The organism is Zestomonas carbonaria, from assembly GCF_904061905.1.
Lineage (GTDB): Bacteria > Pseudomonadota > Gammaproteobacteria > Pseudomonadales > Pseudomonadaceae > Aquipseudomonas > Aquipseudomonas carbonaria.
In genome coordinates this window covers 1-19004 of the sequence record NZ_CAJFCI010000092.1, presented here as the reverse complement: position 1 = coordinate 19004, position 19004 = coordinate 1, and the positions used below count along the sequence as shown (strand labels likewise).

The following is a 19004-nucleotide window of genomic DNA, read 5'->3' as shown; positions in this document are numbered from 1 at the left end:
CACCACCACCGCCCTGCCCATCGAACTGGCCTTCTGGGCGCTCTGGCACTGCCGCCACGCCCGTCCTCCGGACGCCCTGTCACGCTGATTGTTTTATTGGGTCCCCGCGAACGCGGGGCCCCAGAAAAAACTGCTCCCGTCCCCCCCATGGACGGCCGCCCATGCGTGCCCCACAGGGCAAAAGGAAAACAACAATGCAATTCGCCCACCCCGACGAAGCCCGCCAGTTCCTCGCGGCGAACCCCGATATCGAAGCCTTCGAGCTGTTCATCCTCGACGCCAACGGCGTGCCGCGCGGCAAGCTGCTGCACCGCGAGGAGCTACTGGCCGTCTATGAAAGCGGCCGGCCGCTGCCCAGCACTATCCTCGGCCTGACCCTGCACGGCGAGGACGTGGAGGATTCCGGGCTGGTCTGGGACGTCGGCGACATCGACTGCCGCGCCTACCCACTGGCCGGCAGCCTGGTGCGCCTGCCCTGGCGGCGGATGCCCACCGCCGCCGTGCAGGTCAGCATGCATCCCCGGGAAGGCATGCCGGCGGCCATCGCCGATCCGCGCCACGTGCTGCTCCAGGTGATCGACGCGCTGAAGGCCGACGGCTACCACCCGGTGATGGCCTGCGAGCTGGAGTTCTACCTGCTCGACCAGCGACGCGACGCCGACGGCCGCCCGCAACCGGCGCTGGACGGCGACGGCGGCCGGCCGCGCAGCACCCAGGTCTACGGCCTGCGCGAGCTGGAGCAGATCGAACCGTTCCTCGCCGACCTCTACGCCGCCTGCAAGGCGCAGGGCATCCCGGCGCGCACGGCGATCTCCGAATACGCGCCGGGCCAGGTGGAGATCACCCTGGAACACGGCGACGCGCTGGAGGCCATGGACCAGGCGGTGCGCTACAAGCGCCTGGTCAAGGGCGTGGCCAACCGCCACGGCATGCAGGCCTGCTTCATGGCCAAGCCGTTCGACCATCTCGCCGGCACGGGCATGCACATGCACGTCAGCCTGGCCGATGGCGAGGGCCGCAACCTGTTCGCCAGCGACGATCCGGCCGGCACGCCACTACTGCGCCAAGCGGTCGGCGGCATGCTCGCCTCGCTGCTCGACTCGCTGCTGCTGTTCTGCCCGAACGCCAACTCCTACCGGCGCTTCCAGGCCAACAGCTACGCGCCGCTGGCGCCGACCTGGGGCGTCGACAACCGCACCGTGAGCCTGCGCGTGCCGGGCGGCCCGGCCAACACCCGACACATCGAGCACCGCATCTGCGGTGCCGACGCCAACCCGTATCTCGCCGCGGCGGCGATCCTCGCCGGCATCCATCGCGGCATCCGCGAAAACCTCGATCCGGGCGCGCCGGTGGAGGGCAACGGTTATGCCCAGGCCAGGGAACTGCTGCCCACCGACTGGCTGGCCTCGCTGAAGGCACTGGAAAGGTCGGGCTGGGCTCGCGATGCGCTGGGCAGCGAGTTCCTCGGCGTGTACCTGGCGGTCAAGCGCGCCGAGTACCGGCAGTTCATGGGCGAGGTGGGCGAGCAGGATTGGCGCTGGTATCTGACCAATGCCTGAGTCGTTTACTGGGCCCCCGCGTTCGCGGGGGCGACGGGGTTCTACTCCGCGCGCAGGAACCCGGCCATACCGTCATTCCCGCGAAGGCGGGACGGTGCTCGCACCGCACGCCCGCCAGGGCAGCCCGAAGGGCGAGCGAAGCGAGTAATCCAGATTCACGGCGGTGGAAAACGCTTCGCGGTTTTCCACCCCACGTATAAAGGAACATCCGTCATGAACGCTGCATTCCAACCCGCCGCCGAGCGCTGCAAGTCCTACTACACGGCCACGCTCAACGAGGAAACCGACTACCCCGCCCTGCAAGGCCGGGTCAGCGTCGACATCGCCATCATCGGTGGCGGTTTCACCGGCGTGGCCACCGCCGTGGAGCTGGCCGAGCGCGGCTACAAGGTGGCCATCGTCGAAGCCAACAAGATCGGCTGGGGCGCCACCGGGCGCAACGGCGGCCAGGTCACCGGCAGCCTGTCCGGCGACGAGGCGATGCGCAGGCAGATGCGCAACACCCTTGGCGACGAGGTGGACGACTTCATCTGGCACCTGCGCTGGCGCGGCCACCGGATCATCAAGAGCCGCGTCGAGAAGTACGGTATCCGCTGCGACCTCAAGCACGGCCACCTGCACGCGGCGATGAAGCCGACGCACATGGACGAGTTGAAAGCCTCCTACGAGGAGGCCGTGCGTCGCGGCATGGGCGACGAGGTGAGCCTGCTGAACGCCGCCGACATGCGTGCGCACCTGGACAGCTACCTGTACCTGGGCGCGATCAAGAATACTCGCAACATGCACCTGCACCCGCTCAACCTGTGCATCGGCGAGGCGAAGGCCGCCGAGAGCCTGGGCGCGCTGGTCTTCGAGCATTCCGAGGTGAAGGAGATCGTCCACGGCGAACACCCGGCGGTGATCACCGCGCAGGGCCGCATCGACGCGAAGCAGGTGCTGCTGGCCGGCGACGTCTACCACAAGCTGGAGCGCAAGCAGCTCAAGGGCATGATCTTCCCAGCCATGGGTGGCATCGTCACCACCGCGCCCCTCGGCGAGCGGGCCAGGGAGATCAATCCGCAGGACCTGGCCGTCTACGACTGCCGCTTCGTGCTCGACTACTACCGGCTGACCGCCGACGGCCGCCTGCTGTTCGGCGGCGGCGCCAACTACAGCGGCAAGGATTCGCGGGACATCGCCGGCGAGCTGCGGCCGTGCATCGAGCGCACCTTCCCGGCGCTCAAGGGCGTGGAAATCGACTTCCAGTGGAGCTGCGCCATGGGCATCGTGATGAACCGCATCCCGCAGCTCGGCAAGCTGTCGCAGAACGTCTGGTACTGCCAGGGCTACTCCGGCCACGGCATCGCCACCACCCACATCATGGGCGAGATCATGGCCAACGCCATGCACGGCGACCTCACCCAGTTCGACACCTTCGCCGCCTGCAAGCACATCAAGGTGCCGCTCGGCGACCTGTTCGGCAACCCGATGCTGGCGGCCGGGATGTGGTACTACCAGTTGCTCGAGAAGCTGCGCTGAGCAGGGTGCGCCGCGCGCACCGAGCGGGAGGCGGCACCTCCCGTCCCCGGCGGAACGCCGTGCTCATCCCCGGATAAACGGTGCGCGCGGCGTACCCTACGGTATTGCCACCTCTAGACTGTATACAATATTGCCTCCCCCAACCCCGCCCGAAATGTCGTGCGGGGTTCTTTTCTGGTGCACGTGCCGCCCGCGCCGGCCGCTACCGCACGGCGCTTCCCCGCCCCGAATCCCGCATTACGGCCATACTGATCCTGATAACTAAAAGGCATGGCCCTTGCTTGACTAAAGAGTCAAATATTTGTTGACCCAAAAGTCAGGAATCTCTACATTGTTTTGTATACGATTCGTCGTAGACAACAAGAAAAGTGCCTGGAGGTCGTCCCTTGATCCAGTTTTTGCTCAACCGGGAACTGCGCACCGAACACGCGCTGGACCCCAATGTCACGGTGCTGAACTACTTGCGTGAGCACCTTGGCAAACCGGGAACCAAAGAAGGCTGCGCCTCCGGCGACTGCGGTGCCTGCACCGTCGTGGTCGGCGAGCTCGATGGCGAGCGCATCCGCTACCGCACCCTGAACGCCTGCCTGACCTTCGTCTCCGCCCTGCACGGCAAGCAACTCATCACCGTCGAGGACCTCAAGCACAAGGGACAGTTGCACAGCGTCCAGCAGGCCATGGTCGACTGCCACGGCTCGCAGTGCGGCTTCTGCACCCCCGGCTTCGTCATGTCGATGTTCGCGCTCCAGAAGAACAGCGATGGCTTCGACAAGGGCGACACCCTGGAAGCCCTGGCCGGCAACCTGTGCCGCTGCACCGGCTACCGCCCGATCATCGACGCCGCCGAGCAGGCCTGCTGCAACCGGCAGCCGGACCAGTTCGACGCCGCCGAGGCCGAGACCGTCGCCCAGCTCAAGGCCATCGCCCCGCGCGCGACCGCCGAGCTGAACAGCGGCGACAAGCGCTGCCTGCTGCCGCTGACCGTCGCCGACCTGGCCGACCTCTACACCGCCAACCCCCAGGCCCGCCTGCTCGCCGGCGGCACCGACCTGGCCCTGGAGGTCACCCAGTTCCACCGCGAACTGCCGGTGATGATCTACGTCGGCCATATCGAGGAAATGAAGCGCGTGGAGGTCACCGCCGATGTCATCGAGATCGGCGCCGCCACCCCGCTGTCCGACTGCTACGAAACGCTGGCCACCGAATACCCGGACTTCGGCGAACTGCTGCACCGCTTCGCCTCGTTGCAGATCCGCAACCAGGGCACCCTCGGCGGCAACATCGGCAACGCCTCGCCGATCGGCGACTCCCCGCCCCTGCTGATCGCCCTCGGCGCGAGCATCGTGCTGCGCAAGGGCAACGACACCCGCACCCTGGCGCTGGAAGACTACTTCCTCGACTACAAGGTCACCGCCCGCCAGGAAGGCGAGTTCATCGAGAAGATCATCGTGCCGCGCGCCCAGGACGACCAGGCGTTCCGTGCCTACAAGGTCTCCAAGCGCCTGGACGACGACATCTCCGCCGTGTGCGCGGCCTTCAACCTGAACCTCGCCGGCGGCAAGGTGCGCGGTGCCCGCGTTTCCTTCGGCGGCATGGCGGCCATCCCGAAGCGCGCCAGCGCCTGCGAAGCCGTCCTGAACGGCGCGCCCTGGAACCAGGCCACCGTCGAACGCGCCTGCGAAGCCCTGGCCGAGGACTTCACCCCGCTCAGCGACTTCCGCGCCAGCAAGGAATACCGCCTGCTGTCCGCCCAGAACCTGCTGCGCAAATTCTTCCTCGAGCTGAACGCTCCCGAAGTCGAAACCCGGGTGACCGCCTATGTCTAACCACCTCAAGATCAAATCCCAGGCCGAGCTGACGGAACTGTTCCGCCAGGACATCACCACCGGCGTCGGCCGCAGCGTCAAGCACGAGAGCGCGCCCAAGCACGTCAGCGGCGAGGCGGTGTACGTCGACGACCGCCTGGAGTTCCCCAACCAGTTGCACGTCTACGCCCGCATGAGCGACCGCGCCCATGCGCGCATCGTGAAGATCGACACCTCGCCCTGCTACGAGATCCCCGGCGTGGCCATCGCCATCACCGCCGAGGACGTGCCCGGCCAACTGGACATCGGCCCGGTGGTGGCCGGCGACCCGCTGCTCGCCGACGGCAAGGTCGAGTACGTCGGCCAGGTGGTCCTGGCGGTCGGCGCCGACAGCCTGGAGACCGCGCGCAAGGCGGCCATGGCGGCGATCATCGAGTACGAGGACCTGGAACCGGTGCTCGACGTGGTCGAGGCCTACCGCAAGAAGCACTATGTGCTCGACCCGCACCAGCACAAGCGCGGCGACTCCGCCACGGCGCTGGCCAAGGCGAAGAACCGCCTGCAGGGCACCCTGCACATCGGCGGCCAGGAACACTTCTACCTGGAGACGCAGATTTCCTCGGTGATGCCCACCGAAGACGGCGGCATGCTCATCTACACCTCGACGCAGAACGCCACCGAGGTGCAGAAGCTGGTCGCCGAAGTGCTCGGCGTGCCGATGAACAAGATCGTCATCGACATGCGCCGCATGGGCGGTGGTTTCGGCGGCAAGGAAACCCAGGCCGCCGGCCCGGCCTGCCTGTGCGCGGTGATCGCCCACCTCACCGGGCGGCCGACCAAGATGCGCCTGCCGCGCATGGAGGACATGACCGTCACCGGCAAGCGCCACCCGTTCTACGTCGAGTACGACATCGGCTTCGACGACGACGGCCTGCTGCGCGCCATCGAGATGGACCTGGCCGGCAACTGCGGCTACTCGCCGGACCTCTCCGGCTCCATCGTCGACCGCGCGATGTTCCACTCGGACAACGCCTACTTCCTCGAACACGCCACCATCAACGGCCTGCGCTGCAAGACCAACACCGCCTCGAACACCGCCTATCGCGGCTTCGGCGGCCCGCAAGGGATGGTCGCCATCGAGGAGATCATGGACGTGATCGCCCGCCACCTCGGCAAGGACCCGCTGGAAGTCCGCAAGCTGAACTACTACGGCAAGGACGAGCGCAACGTCACCCACTACTACCAGACCGTCGAGCACAACATGCTCGCCGAGATGACCGCCGAACTGGAGGCGAGCTGCGACTACGCCAGGCGCCGCGAGGAAATCCGTGCCTTCAACGCCAGGAGCCCGGTGCTCAAGAAAGGCCTGGCGATGACCCCGGTGAAATTCGGCATCAGCTTCACCGCCACCTTCCTCAACCAGGCCGGCGCGCTGATCCACATCTACACAGACGGCAGCATCCACCTGAACCACGGCGGCACCGAGATGGGCCAGGGCCTGAACACCAAGGTCGCCCAGGTGGTGGCGCAGGTGTTCAGCGTCGACATCGAGCGTATCCAGATCACCGCGACCAACACCGACAAGGTGCCGAACACCTCGCCGACCGCCGCGTCGAGCGGTGCCGACCTGAACGGCATGGCCGCGAAGAACGCCGCCGAGACCATCAAGAAGCGCCTGGTCGACTTCCTCGTCGCCCAGTACAAGGTGACCGAGGAAGACGTCGAGTTCCGCAACGAGCAGGTGCGCGTGCGCGAGCAGTACTTCTCCTTCGAGGAGGTGATCCAGCAGGCCTACTTCGGCCAGGTCTCGCTGTCCTCGACCGGCTTCTACCGCACGCCGAAGATCTTCTACGACCGCGACAAGGCGCGCGGCCGGCCGTTCTACTACTTCGCCTACGGCGTGGCCTGCGCGGAAGTGATCGTCGATACCCTGACCGGCGAGTACAAGATGCTGCGCACCGACATCCTCCACGACGTCGGCGACTCGCTGAACCCGGCCATCGACATCGGCCAGGTGGAAGGCGCGTTCGTCCAGGGCATGGGCTGGCTGACCACCGAGGAACTGGTCTGGAACGCCAAGGGCAAGCTGATGACCAACGGCCCGGCCAGCTACAAGATCCCGGCCATCGCCGACATGCCCATCGACCTGCGGGTGAAGCTGGTGGAGAACCGCAAGAACCCCGAGCAGACGGTGTTCCACTCCAAGGCCGTGGGCGAGCCGCCGTTCATGCTCGGCATCGCGCCCTGGTGCGCTATCAAGGACGCCGTGGCCAGCCTTGCCGACTACAAGGTGCAACCGCAGATCGACGCCCCGGCCACACCGGAGCGCGTGTTGTGGGGCGTGGAGCAGATGCGCAAGTTGAAGCAGGTGACGCAGGCCGAGGTCGCTACGGAAAGCGAACCGGCCTGACCCGGAACGGGGGAAGTGCTTCGCGACTTCCACCCTACGGCTGTTGATTGGGTCCGCGTTATTGGGTCCCCGCGTTCGCGGGGACCCAAAAAATGCAAACCACGGTGCACAACAATGAGAAAGCACACCGAACCGCAGAACAGACCGACGGAACCCATGCCGGTACCGTTGCTGGAACCGTCCCTGAGCAACTGGCGCCTGTCGCGCCCGGGAAAGACCTCGCCGACCTGGAGGCTGAGCAAATGAGCTGGATCAGCGCCCTCGCCGAATTGCAAGAACGTGGCGAACCCTGCGTGCTGGTGACCATCATCGAGGAGCGTGGCTCCACGCCGCGCAACGCCGGCTCGAAGATGGTGGTCACCGCCGAGCGCATCTACGAAACCATCGGCGGCGGCCACCTGGAATACAAGGCCATGGAGATGGCCCGCGAGATGCTGGAGAAGCGCACCCAGGACACCCGCCTGGAACGCTTCAGCCTCGGCGCCAGCCTCGGCCAGTGCTGCGGCGGCGCCACCGTGCTGCTGTTCGAGCCGATGGGCCAGCCGCAGGCGCAGATCGCCGTGTTCGGCGCCGGCCACGTCGGCCGCGCGCTGGTGCCGCTGCTCGCCAGCCTGCCGTGCAAGGTGCGTTGGATCGACTCGCGCGAGAACGAGTTCCCCGAACAGTTGCCCGCCGGAGTGGAGAAAGTGGTCAACGAGGACGTGGTCGACGAAGTGGAGAACATGCCGGCCGGCAGCTACTTCATCGTCATGACCCACAACCACCAGCTCGACCTGGAGCTGACCGCGGAAATCCTCAAGCGCAACGACTTCGCCTACTACGGCCTGATCGGCTCGCGCACCAAGCGCGTCAAGTTCGAGCACCGCTTGCACGAACGCGGCTTCGCCCCGGAGGTGGTGCAGCGCATGCGCTGCCCGATGGGCCTGCCCGAGGTGAAGGGCAAGCTGCCCATGGAGATCGCCATCTCCATCGCCGGCGAGGTGGTCGCCACCTACAACGCCAACTTCGGCCAGGACGTGAAGAAAGGCGAATCCACCGTCGCCAAGCTGTTGCCCGGTTCGCGCCGCGAGCGGGGCTGATACCTTTTCGCCCGGTCATGGGAGAGAGGGTTGGGGGCGAGGGTTCGTTTGCCCACTCGCCCTCCCCTCAGCCCTCTCCCCCATGGCCGGACACGCCAGCCTTACCGGAAACGAGACAGACATGAGCAACACACTCAAAGCCTACCGCGCCGCCATCCTGCACAGCCTCGCCGACCCGGCCGAGGTCGGCGTCGAGAACTCCTACCAGTACTTCGAAGACGGCGTGCTGCTGGTCGATGACGGCCGCGTCGTCGAAGTCGGCCCGGCCGAGCGACTGCTGCCGAAGCTGAACGGCGTCGAAGTGCGGGAATACCGCGACGCACTGATCACCCCCGGCTTCATCGACACCCACATCCACTACCCGCAGACCGGCATGATCGCCTCCTACGGCGAGCAGTTGCTGGACTGGCTGGACACCTACACCTTCCCCACCGAACGGCAGTTCGCCGACAAGGCCCACGCCGCCGACGTGGCCGGCATCTTCCTCAAGGAACTGCTGCGCAACGGCACCACCACCGCGCTGGTGTTCGGCAGCGTGCACAAGGAGTCGGTGGATGCCTTCTTCGAAGCGGCCGAGAAGCTCGACCTGCGGATGATCGCCGGCAAGGTACTGATGGACCGCAACGCCCCGGACTACCTGACCGACACGGCGGAATCCGGCTACGCCGACAGCAAGGAGCTGATCGAACGCTGGCACGGCAAGGGCCGCCTGCACTACGCGGTGACCCCGCGCTTCGCGCCGACCAGCACCCCCGAGCAATTGGAACTGGCCGGCAAGCTGTTCGCCGAGTACCCGGACCTGTACATGCACACCCACCTGTCCGAGAACCGCAAGGAAATCGAATGGGTGAAGGAACTGTTCCCCGAGCGCTCGGGCTACCTGGACGTCTACGACCACTACCGGCTGATCGGCCAGCGCGCGGTGTTCGCCCACGGCGTGCACCTGTGCGACGACGAGTGCCGGCGCCTGGCGGAAACCGGCTCGGCGGTGGCCTTCTGCCCGACCTCCAACCTGTTCCTCGGCAGCGGCCTGTTCGACCTGGAGAAGCTCGAACAGCACGGCGTGCGCGTCGGCCTGGGCACCGACGTCGGCGCCGGCACCAGCTTCAGCCAACTGCAATCGCTGAACGAGGCCTACAAGATCATGCAGTTGCAGGGCAAGAAGCTCGACCCCTTCAAGTCCCTGTACCTGGCCACCCTGGGCGGCGCCCGCGCGCTGTACCTGGACCACAGGATCGGCAACTTCTCGACCGGCAAGGACGCCGACTTCGTGGTCCTCGACTACCTGGCCACCCCGCTGCTCGCCTACCGCATGCAGCAGGCCAGAAGCCTGGAGGAACGACTGTTCGCCCTGACCATCCTTGGCGATGATCGTGTAGTGAAGGAAACCTTTGCGGCTGGGCGGAGTGTGCATCTGAGGGGGTGAGGTTCGAGCGGGCCCCAGCCCTCTCCCCCGGCCCCTCTCCCATGAATGGGAGAGGGGTGACTATTGCTCGGCCTTCATCCCATCGGAATTACATCCAGGCTACCCCCGTAGGAGCGGCCCATGGCCGCGATTCGCGGGCATGGCCCGCTCCTACATCCCAGGAGTTCCACGAGGCCATCCGCCCACACGGACAGCTCCCTCTCCCATTTATGGGAGAGGGCTGGGGAGAGGGAGCGGAGTCGCCAGCCTCCCCGGATCACATCCGGGCTACCACCGTAGGAGCGGCCCATGGCCGCGATTCGCAGGCATGGCCAGCTCCTACATCCCAGAGACTCCACGAGGCCATCCGCCCACACGGACAGCTCCCTCTCCCATTTATGGGAGAGGGCTGGGGAGAGGGAGCGGAGTCGCCAGCCTCCCCGGATCACATCCAGGCTACGCTGAATGACAGCGCGCCCCACGGCCGCGATTCATACCCGTAATAGCTGCCCTCGCAACGCCACACGGTGGATAATGCCGTCCCCGACCACGGAGTCCTCACCATGTCCGCCGAACAACAACACCGACTCGCCATCCTCGAACACCCCAAGGCCCTGAACTGCACCGTCTACCGTCCCGACGAGGAAGACCCGGAGGCCGAGGAACTGGACCTCGGCGACGGCAAGGTGGTCCTCGGCGGTCCCTTCGAACCACCCGCCGAATGGGATGCCCAGGAGCGCGAGGAATATTTCGAGGACACCGACCCGGCCCTGTTCGTCACCGCGCGGATCGAGTGCGACGCCCAGCCGGACGGCAAAGGCTACTTCGAGGTCGAGCCCGGCGATTTCGTGGCGGTCCTGGCCGGTCGCGGCAAGGTGCAGATGTATTTCGTCTACGACTGCACGGAAGACGACAGCGGCCGGCAGTACGTCCTCATCCTCGACGACGAGGAATAGCATTTGCCTGGTGGGCTGAAGCCCGCCCCGCTCGCTCCCCAACGAAAAAGCCCCGAGGCTCTCGCCATCGGGGCTCTTTCGTTGCGCCGCTCTATCAGCGGTTGGCCGCGGCGCGTCCGGGCTTCTTCTTGGTCTGCAGCAGGTGCGAGAACACCGCGTGCAGGTCGTCCGAGGCGCTTTCCTCGTCGAGGTTGAGCTTGCTGTCGATGTGATCCATGTGATGCATCATCAGGTGCACCGCCTTCTCCGCATCGCGCGCCTCAATGGCATCGAGCAGTTCGTTGTGCTCGTCGTAGGAGCAGTGCGAACGGCCGCCGCTTTCGTACTGGGCGATGATCAGCGAGGTCTGCGATACCAGGCTGCGCTGGAAGCTGATCAGCGGGGCGTTCTTCGCCGCCTCGGCGAGCTTCAGGTGGAATTCACCGGAGAGGCGGATGCCGGCGCCACGGTCGCCGCGCGAGAAGCTGTCCTGCTCGTCGCGGACCATCTGGCGCAGCTCGGCGAGTTGTTCGGCGGTGGCGTGCTCGACCGCCAGCTCGGTGATGGCGCGCTCGACCATGCGTCGCGCGTAGAAGATCTGCCGGGCTTCCTCGACGCTCGGGCTGGCGACCACCGCGCCACGGTTCGGCCGCAGCAGCACCACGCCCTCGTGGGCGAGGCGCGACAGGGCGCGGCGGATGATGGTGCGGCTGACACCGAAGATTTCGCCCAGCGCTTCTTCGCTGAGCTTGGTGCCGGGCGCCAGGCGTTGTTCGAGGATCACATCGAAGATATGGGCGTAGACGACGTCATCCTGCGTCCCGCTGCGGCTGTTCTTGCCAGCGCGCGGCTGCTTCTTGAGGGGCTGCAATTCTTCGTTGTTCATTCTGGCTCGCGTCAGGAAAAGGGTCGGCGGTCAAGCGAGACTGTACTGCCTGCACCCCGGCTGCTGGCAAGCGGAAACCGGGAGCGACAATGAATAAAGCTGCACGCATTGTACACAATTCGATCAGTGCGAACAGCGCGCAGCATTGATTCAGATCATTCGCACGCCGGATCGCCCCTCTCTTGTAGGAGCCAGCCTGCTGGCGATCCGAGATCCCGGAAACTCATGATCGCCAGCAAGCTGGCTCCTGCCTTCAGGCTCGCTGCTCAGTTTTTTTCATTCCTACGGCGGCATTTCATAGTTCATTTCTGACTTTCAGGACAGGAATCGACCACTCCCGCACCGGGCCGGCAGCCTTCCCGCCATTTCGCCGCCATCGTGCAAGGCGACCGCAACCTGTTGTCTACAAAGGATATTTCCGGAAAAGGCCGGAAAACCATTGTCGCGCGCAGGATGCAAGGGACATCGAGCCAGGCCCACAAGGTCTATTTTCGCAACAATACAAACAATATTTGCTTTTTTTGTACACAAAAGCATAATCCGCTCGTGTACTTCCTGACCCGAAAGTCAACAAACAGGAAGAACACCACTCTCGCATCATCGGCCTCGCGCTCCAGGCCTCGTCGGCTTGCGAAACCGGGCGACCACAATAAAAAGCATTGAGGAGAGCCTCGCTGTGGAAAGCACCAAACAAGAACAACAGGGCATCCCGCTCGCGCGCCCCGCCGGTACGGGCCTGCTGGAACGCCTGTTCAAGCTGAGCCTGCATGGCACCACCGTGAAAACCGAGCTGGCCGCCGGTCTCACCACCTTCATCACCATGGCCTACATCGTCTTCGTCAACCCGAACATCATGGCCGACGCCGGCGTCGATCACGGTGCGGCCTTCGTCGCCACCTGCCTGGCGGCGGCGCTCGGCTGCTTCCTGATGGGCCTGTACGCCAACTGGCCGGTCGGCCTGGCACCGGGCATGGGCCTCAATGCCTTCTTCACCTACACCGTGGTGCAGACCATGGGCTATAGCTGGCAGATCGCCCTCGGCGCGGTGTTCCTCTCCGGCGTGCTGTTCATGGCGCTGACCTTCTCGCGCATCCGCGAATGGCTGCTCAACAGCATTCCCAGCAGCCTGCGCTTCGCCATGGGCGCCGGGGTCGGGCTGTTCCTCGGCCTGATCGGTCTGAAGACCGCCGGCATCGTGGTCGCCCATCCCGCCACCCTGCTGCACATCGGCGACCTCACCTCCCCCGGCCCGCTGCTCGCCGCGATCTGCTTCCTGATGATCGCCGTGCTGGAATACCGCCGCGTGTTCGGCGCCATCCTGATCAGCATCTTCACCGTTACCCTGGCCGGCCTGGGCCTCGGCCTGGTGGAGTTCGGCGGCGTGTTCTCCATGCCGCCGAGCCTGGCGCCGACCTTCATGGCGATGGACATCCGCGGCGCCTTCGACGTGACCATGATCAGCGTGATCCTGGCCTTCCTGTTCGTGCACATGTTCGACACCGCCGGCACCCTGATGGGCGTGGCGCAGCGCGCGCAACTGGTGAAGGAAGACGGCCGCATCGAGAACCTTTCCAAGGCGATGAAGGCCGACAGCGCCTCCAGCGTGGTCGGCGGCGTGCTCGGCGTGCCGCCGGTGACCAGCTACGTGGAAAGCGCCGCGGGCGTGGCGGCCGGCGGCCGCACCGGCCTGACCGCGGTGGTGGTCGGCCTGCTGTTCGTCGCAGCGATGTTCTTCGCCCCGCTGGCCGGGATGATTCCCGCCTACGCCACCGCCGGCGCGCTGATCTACGTGGCGATGCTGATGATGGGCGGCATGGCGCACATCGACTGGAACGAGCACACCGAGACCATCCCGGCGATCGTCACGGTGATCATGATGCCGCTGACCTTCTCGGTCGCCGACGGCATCGCCCTGGGCTTCATCACCTACGTGGCCATGAAGCTGTTCACCGGCAAGCACCGGGACATCTCGCCAAGCTTGTATGCACTTGGAGTTATTTTTGTAGCCAAATTCATTTTCCTGTAATCTCACCCACGAGATGCTGACGGGCCCGGCCGCACCAGCGGCCGGGCCTTTTTCGTTCGCGGTCCTGGACCGCCACGGGTACTGGACTCCCGCGTTCGCGGGAGCGACGTCATCCCCGCGAACGCGGGGACCCAATGAACAGCACAGGGCGGCCCATGCCGCGATGCGTGATACGGAGACCACCATGCCCCTGGAAACCTGGCTGCTCTACTGCGGCGCCGCACTGATCGTCATCCTGATCCCCGGCCCGCTGTCGTTGCTGATGATCGGCAATACGCTGAACTACGGCCTGCGCCGCTCCGTGCCGGGCTTCCTCGGCGGGGTCTCCGCCTCGATCTGCCTGCTCAGCGCCTCGGCGCTCGGCCTCGGCGCGCTGCTGATGGCCTCGGAGAAGCTGTTCAGCGTGCTTAAGATCGTCGGCGCGCTGTACCTGTTCTATCTCGCCTGGCAGAGCTGGGTCGAATCGCGCCGCGCGGCCAGGCCGATGAATGCCGAGGAACAACCGGTCAACCCGGGCTTCCGCGCAATGTTCTGGAAGGCCTTCGGTCTCGGCGCCAGCAATCCCAAGGACATCCTGTTCTTCGCCGCCTTCCTGCCGCAGTTCCTCAGCGCCGAGCGCTCGCTGCTGGTCCAGTTGCTGATCCTGATCGCCACCTGGGTGGTGCTCGACCTCGCCTGCAAGCTGTTCTACGGCCTCAGCGCCCAGGGCGCCGCGCGCTTCCTGCGTGCCGGCAAGGGTCAGGTATGGTTCAACCGTATCAGCGCCGGGCTGTTCGGCGGGGCCGGCGCGGCCTCTCTGCTGAGTCGCTGACCGCGAATCGTCTGGCGGATTTCCGCCAGATAACGACCCGAAAATGGCGGAACTCCGCCAAACCAAATTCCGCCGCCCTCCTCCAGGCCGCGCCACACCTGCCCCCTCGGTGGTGGCACAGCGCTTGCCTTCCACGACCGGACCGGAGTCCGACAAGAACAAGCCCGATTCATGACCCGGCTATTCCCGCCAAAGTGGTGGTGACTGCCTAGACTTGCTCTTGCCGAATGAACGTGCGCACCTGCGTAGGACTTCGCATAACAATCGACAACAAGAGGAAGCACTGATGTTCAAACCCGCCCTCAAGGCTCTCGCCTGTGCGCTCACCCTGAGCGTGGCCGGACTGGCCCAGGCCGCCGAGTCTCAGCCGACCGCCCCCATCGTCATCAAGTTCTCCCACGTGGTGGCCGAACACACGCCGAAAGGCCAGGGTGCGCTGCTGTTCAAGAAACTCGCCGAGGAACGCCTGCCCGGCAAGGTCACCGTCCAGGTCTACCCGAACTCCTCGCTGTTCGGCGACGGCAAGGAAATGGAAGCGCTGCTGCTCGGCGACGTGCAGTTGATCGCCCCGTCCCTGGCCAAGTTCGAGCACTACACCAAGCAGATCCAGGTGTTCGACCTGCCCTTCCTGTTCGACGACATCCACGCGGTGGACCGCTTCCAGCAGAGCCCGGAAGGCCAGGGGCTGCTCAAGTCCATGGAGAGCAAGGGCATCACCGGACTGGGCTACTGGCACAACGGCATGAAGCAACTGTCCGCCAACAAGGCGCTGTACGAGCCGAAGGACGCCCGCGGCCTGAAGTTCCGCGTGCAGGCTTCCGCCGTGCTCGACGAGCAGTTCAAGGCGCTGCGCGCCGCCCCGCGCAAGATGAGCTTCGCCGAGGTCTACCAGGGCCTGCAGACCGGCGTGGTGAACGGCGCCGAGAACCCCTACTCGAACATCTACAGCCAGAAGATGCATGAGGTGCAGAAGTTCATCACCGAGTCCGACCACGGCGTGCTGGACTACATGGTGATCACCAACACCAAGTTCTGGAACGGCATGCCTGAAGACGTCCGCACCGAACTGGAAGCCATCCTCGCCGAGGTTTCCGCCGAGGTGAACAAGCAGGCGGAAAGTCTCAACCAGGCCGACAAGCAGCGCATCCTGGATGCCGGCACCACCGAGATCATCACCCTGACGCCCGAGCAGCGGGCCAAGTGGCGCGACGCCATGCGCCCGGTGTGGAAGAAGTTCGAGAACGATATCGGCGCCGACCTGATCAAGGCGGCGGAGCGGGCCAACGAGGCCGGCTGAGGCCACGTCGGCATCATCATCGGGACGGTCGAGGACGACCGCCCCGGCTGCCGCAGGGCGCTACCGGCCACGCCGGGGCGCCTCCGCCACTTGAACGGAGATCATCCGAATGCACGCTGTAACTCGCGTCTGGAACCGGCTCGAGGAGGTTCTCGTAGCTTTCCTCCTCGCCGGGATGACCCTGATCACATTCGCCTATGTGATGTTCAACAACCTCTACTCGGTGTTCTATTCGCTCGCCGACCAGTTTCCCGCCGCCGAAGGCTTCTTCCTGGCCATCGGCGACGGCATCCTCTTCCTGTCCCAGGAAATGACCTGGAGCATCGCCCTGACCAAGGCCATGTTCGGCTGGCTGATCTTCATCGGCCTGGCCTGGGGCGTGCGCATCGGCGCCCACATCGGCGTCGACCTGCTGGTACGCATGTTCGCGCCCTCCATCCAGAAGATCATCGCCCTGGTCGCCGTGGGCATCTGCCTGGCCTACTGCGCGCTGATGGCCTACTCCAGCGAAGAATGGGTCGCCACCCTGCTGCGCGCCGGCATCGGCGCCGAGGACCTCGACCGCTTCGGCGTCATGCAGTGGCACATCGCGGTCATCGTCCCCGTGGGCTTCATCCTGATGTTCCTCCGCTTCGTCGAGATATTCCTGCGCATACTCGCCGGCCGCCAGTTCGGCCTGGGCATGCACAGCGAGGCCGATGAGGCCCTGAAGCTCGCCGAAACCGGCACCACGGAGGAAAAACGATGACCATTGCCTTCCTGTTCATCGCCCTCTTCGTGCTGATGTTCATCGGCATTCCGGTGGCGATCTCCCTCGGCCTCTCCGGGGCCATGACCATCCTGTTCTTCAGCAACGACTCGGTGCGTTCGCTGGCCATCAAGCTGTTCGAGACCAGCGAGCACTACACCCTGCTGGCGATCCCGTTCTTCCTGCTCTCCGGCGCCTTCATGACCACCGGCGGCGTGGCCCATCGCCTGATCGACTTCGCCAACGCCTGCGTCGGCCACATCAAGGGCGGCCTGGCCATCGCGGCGATCCTCGCCTGCATGCTGTTCGCGGCGCTGTGCGGCTCCTCGCCGGCCACCGTGGCGGCCGTGGGCTCGATCGTCATCGCCGGCATGGTGCGCTCCGGCTACAAGCAGGACTTCGCCGCCGGCATCGTCTGCAACGCCGGTACCCTCGGCATCCTGATCCCTCCGTCGATCGTCATGGTGGTCTACGCCACCGCGACCGAGAGCTCGGTCGGCAAGCTGTTCATGGCCGGCGTGGTGCCGGGCATCCTGCTCGGCGTGATCCTGATGATCACCATCTACGTCATCGCCCGCATCAAGGACATGCCTTCGCTGCCGCGCGCCTCCTTCAAGGAAGTGCTGGCCACCGGCCGCAAGGCGATCTGGGGCCTGCTGCTGATCGTGATCATCCTCGGCGGCATCTACTCGGGCATGTTCACGCCGACCGAGGCGGCGGCCGTGGCGGCGGTGTACGCGGCCTTCGTAGCGATCTTCATCCACAAGGACATGACCATCCGCGAGTGCCCGAAGGTCTTCGTCGAGGCCGGCAAGCTGAGCGTGGTGCTGATGTTCATCATCGCCAACGCCATGCTCTTCGCCCACGTGCTGACCACCGAGCAGATCCCGCAGTCGATCACCGCCTGGGTGGTGGAACAGGGCTTCAGCCCCATCGAGTTCCTCATCGTGGTCAACATCGTGCTGCTGGTCGCCGGCACCTTCATGGAGCCCTCGGCGATCATCCTGATCCTCGCGCCGATCCTCTTCCCCATCGCCATGCAACTGGGCATCGACCCGATCCACCTGGGCATCATCATGGTGGTGAACATGGAGATCGGCCTGATCACGCCGCCGACGGGACTCAACCTGTTCGTGACCTCGGCGGTGACCGGCATGCCATTGACCCGCACCATCAAGGCGGTCTCGCCGTGGCTGCTGGTGATGCTGGCGTTCCTGATCCTGGTCACCTACGTGCCGTGGATCTCCCTGGCCCTGCCGAACTGGCTGGGCATGAGCTGACGCTCCTCCGGGGCCCGCCAGCCGGGCCCCGGCTTTTTCTCCTAGAGTTCCCGCCCCTTCGACCGCAAGGTCTCGATCAACGCCCTCACACTGCCCGGCAGAGCCTCCAGGTCACGGACCAGCATGCTGCGTTCGCGCACGGCCCAGGGCTCGTCCAGCTCGACGATCGCCAGTTGCATGGTGCGGCTGTGGCGCAGTGCGGCGGACTCCGGGATCACGCCGATACCGACACCGGTCTCGATCATCCGGCAGACGGCCTCGAAGCTCGACACCTGGATACGCAACGCCAGGCTCTGGCCCAGCTTCTCCACCTGTTCGCGCAGGAAGCTGAGCAAGGTGCTGCCTTCGTGCAGGCCGATGTGCTGGTAGGCCAGCGTGTCGCGCAGCGGCAAAGGCCCGCGCCCGGCCAGCGGATGGCCCAGCGGCACCGCCAGCACCAGGCGGTCGGTGCTGAAGTGCAGCACTTGCAGGCCGGAGACTTCCACCGGCCCGGCGATGATGCCGAGGTCGGCCGCCCCATCCAGCACGCCCCGCACGATGTCCCGGCTCAGGCGCTCCTGCAGGTCGACGGTGACGCCCGGCCGCGCGGCCAGGAAGCCGGCCAGCACCTCCGGGAGGAATTCGGTGACCGCCGTGGTGTTGGCGAAGATACGGATGTGCCCGGCCGCGTCGGTGCCGTACTCGGTGAACTCGCTCTTCAGGTAATCCACCTGGCGCATGATCAGCCGCGCGTGCTGCAACAGGCGCTGGCCGGCGGGCGTCAGCTCGACGCCCCGGCTGTCGCGGTAGAGCAGGCGCGAACCGAGCTGTCCTTCCAGGGCCTTGACCCGCGCGCTGGCCGCCGCCGGCGAGAGAAACGCCCGCCGCGCGCCCTGGGTCAGGCTGGGCGACTCGGCGATATGGATGAACAGGCGCAGGTCGGCCAGATCGAAGTGCATAGGAAAGGCTCATGTGATGGTGTGGGCATTCTGTGTAGACCGATACATCCTTTCATCAACGGGCTGCTCCCCACAAACGGCGCGGCATGGGCATAGGCCATGCCAGCTTCCACCCATTATCCTCGCGCAATATTTAAGAATCGTCAGGTTGACCCCGCACCCGCATTCTCAGAAGGTTCGTCAGCATCGCCCTCGCAAGGAGCTCTACGCGATGCCCCGCCAATCCGACCTGCGCTTCACCTTCGCGCCCGCCAGCGGCGACTTCGAGGTCGTCTCCTTCGAGCTGGACGAAGGGCTGTCCACGCCC

At 65.6% G+C, this 19004-nt stretch carries 14 protein-coding genes; 12 read left to right on the top strand and 2 right to left on the bottom strand.

The genetic code is table 11. The annotated features are described in order from the left end of the window. The first annotated feature begins 194 nt into the window (after positions 1–194). The 7 genes from PSEWESI4_RS24340 (at position 195) to PSEWESI4_RS24310 (ending at position 10732) form a co-directional block, all read left to right on the top strand. On the top strand, positions 195–1559 hold the full coding sequence (locus tag PSEWESI4_RS24340) for a glutamine synthetase family protein (protein WP_187673826.1): 1365 nt from the start codon (positions 195–197) through the stop codon (positions 1557–1559). Positions 1560–1772: 213 nt separating this feature from the next. Further along, entirely contained in the window at positions 1773–3077 is a 1305-nt protein-coding gene (locus tag PSEWESI4_RS24335; protein ID WP_187673825.1) for an NAD(P)/FAD-dependent oxidoreductase, read from the top strand. A 386-nt stretch (positions 3078–3463) separates the two neighbouring features. Further along, the gene (gene xdhA, locus PSEWESI4_RS24330; RefSeq protein WP_187673824.1) at positions 3464–4903 is read left to right on the top strand and encodes a xanthine dehydrogenase small subunit; all 1440 of its coding nucleotides are present in this window, start codon (positions 3464–3466) and stop codon (positions 4901–4903) included. Then, positions 4896–7292, top strand: a complete 2397-nt coding sequence (gene xdhB, locus PSEWESI4_RS24325; RefSeq protein WP_187673823.1) for a xanthine dehydrogenase molybdopterin binding subunit — start codon at positions 4896–4898, stop codon at positions 7290–7292. The genes xdhA and xdhB overlap by 8 nt, the downstream gene beginning before the upstream one ends. A gap of 242 nt (positions 7293–7534) precedes the next feature. Continuing rightward, the gene (gene xdhC / locus PSEWESI4_RS24320) at positions 7535–8371 is read left to right on the top strand and encodes a xanthine dehydrogenase accessory protein XdhC (RefSeq protein ID WP_187673822.1); all 837 of its coding nucleotides are present in this window, start codon (positions 7535–7537) and stop codon (positions 8369–8371) included. A gap of 121 nt (positions 8372–8492) precedes the next feature. After that, positions 8493–9797, top strand: coding sequence for a guanine deaminase (gene guaD, locus PSEWESI4_RS24315; RefSeq protein WP_187673821.1), 1305 nt, complete (start codon positions 8493–8495; stop codon positions 9795–9797). A 542-nt stretch (positions 9798–10339) separates the two neighbouring features. Next, a complete protein-coding gene (locus PSEWESI4_RS24310) occupies positions 10340–10732 on the top strand; it encodes a hypothetical protein (protein WP_187673820.1) in 393 nt (130 codons plus the stop codon). Positions 10733–10826: 94 nt separating this feature from the next. On the opposite strand, the gene PSEWESI4_RS24305 is transcribed toward PSEWESI4_RS24310, so the two are convergent. Continuing rightward, positions 10827–11597: a GntR family transcriptional regulator gene (locus PSEWESI4_RS24305; RefSeq protein WP_187673819.1), complete on the bottom strand. Its 771-nt coding sequence runs from the start codon at positions 11595–11597 to the stop codon at positions 10827–10829. Between the two features lie 676 nt (positions 11598–12273). Between PSEWESI4_RS24305 and PSEWESI4_RS24300 the strand changes: the two genes are divergently transcribed. From PSEWESI4_RS24300 to dctM, 5 genes are all read left to right on the top strand, one after another. After that, complete coding sequence (locus PSEWESI4_RS24300) at positions 12274–13623, top strand: NCS2 family permease (RefSeq protein WP_187673818.1); 1350 nt, start codon at positions 12274–12276, stop codon at positions 13621–13623. A gap of 184 nt (positions 13624–13807) precedes the next feature. Further along, positions 13808–14434, top strand: coding sequence for a LysE family translocator (locus PSEWESI4_RS24295; RefSeq protein WP_187673817.1), 627 nt, complete (start codon positions 13808–13810; stop codon positions 14432–14434). Positions 14435–14720: 286 nt separating this feature from the next. Next, positions 14721–15731, top strand: coding sequence for a C4-dicarboxylate TRAP substrate-binding protein DctP (gene dctP, locus PSEWESI4_RS24290; RefSeq protein ID WP_187673816.1), 1011 nt, complete (start codon positions 14721–14723; stop codon positions 15729–15731). A 109-nt stretch (positions 15732–15840) separates the two neighbouring features. Beyond that, a complete protein-coding gene (locus PSEWESI4_RS24285; protein ID WP_187673815.1) occupies positions 15841–16479 on the top strand; it encodes a TRAP transporter small permease in 639 nt (212 codons plus the stop codon). Further along, positions 16476–17759: a C4-dicarboxylate TRAP transporter large permease protein DctM gene (gene dctM, locus PSEWESI4_RS24280; RefSeq protein ID WP_187673814.1), complete on the top strand. Its 1284-nt coding sequence runs from the start codon at positions 16476–16478 to the stop codon at positions 17757–17759. The genes PSEWESI4_RS24285 and dctM overlap by 4 nt, the downstream gene beginning before the upstream one ends. Positions 17760–17800: 41 nt before the next feature. Here the strand turns inward: dctM and PSEWESI4_RS24275 are convergent, their stop codons facing one another. Then, positions 17801–18697, bottom strand: a complete 897-nt coding sequence (locus PSEWESI4_RS24275; protein WP_187673813.1) for a LysR family transcriptional regulator — start codon at positions 18695–18697, stop codon at positions 17801–17803. Positions 18698–19004: the final 307 nt, after the last annotated feature.

Excerpts from the sequence above, each read along its gene's own strand:
- PSEWESI4_RS24340 (WP_187673826.1), top strand. The coding sequence starts at position 195 with ATGCAATTCGCCCACCCCGACGAAGCCCGCCAGTTCCTCGCGGCGAAC.
- xdhB (WP_187673823.1), top strand. The coding sequence starts at position 4,896 with ATGTCTAACCACCTCAAGATCAAATCCCAGGCCGAGCTGACGGAACTG.
- dctP (WP_187673816.1), top strand. The coding sequence starts at position 14,721 with ATGTTCAAACCCGCCCTCAAGGCTCTCGCCTGTGCGCTCACCCTGAGC.
- PSEWESI4_RS24305 (WP_187673819.1), bottom strand. The coding sequence starts at position 11,597 with ATGAACAACGAAGAATTGCAGCCCCTCAAGAAGCAGCCGCGCGCTGGC.
- PSEWESI4_RS24295 (WP_187673817.1), top strand. The coding sequence starts at position 13,808 with ATGCCCCTGGAAACCTGGCTGCTCTACTGCGGCGCCGCACTGATCGTC.
- PSEWESI4_RS24275 (WP_187673813.1), bottom strand. The coding sequence starts at position 18,697 with ATGCACTTCGATCTGGCCGACCTGCGCCTGTTCATCCATATCGCCGAG.
- dctM (WP_187673814.1), top strand. The coding sequence starts at position 16,476 with ATGACCATTGCCTTCCTGTTCATCGCCCTCTTCGTGCTGATGTTCATC.
- xdhC (WP_187673822.1), top strand. The coding sequence starts at position 7,535 with ATGAGCTGGATCAGCGCCCTCGCCGAATTGCAAGAACGTGGCGAACCC.
- PSEWESI4_RS24335 (WP_187673825.1), top strand. The coding sequence starts at position 1,773 with ATGAACGCTGCATTCCAACCCGCCGCCGAGCGCTGCAAGTCCTACTAC.
- PSEWESI4_RS24285 (WP_187673815.1), top strand. The coding sequence starts at position 15,841 with ATGCACGCTGTAACTCGCGTCTGGAACCGGCTCGAGGAGGTTCTCGTA.
- guaD (WP_187673821.1), top strand. The coding sequence starts at position 8,493 with ATGAGCAACACACTCAAAGCCTACCGCGCCGCCATCCTGCACAGCCTC.
- PSEWESI4_RS24310 (WP_187673820.1), top strand. The coding sequence starts at position 10,340 with ATGTCCGCCGAACAACAACACCGACTCGCCATCCTCGAACACCCCAAG.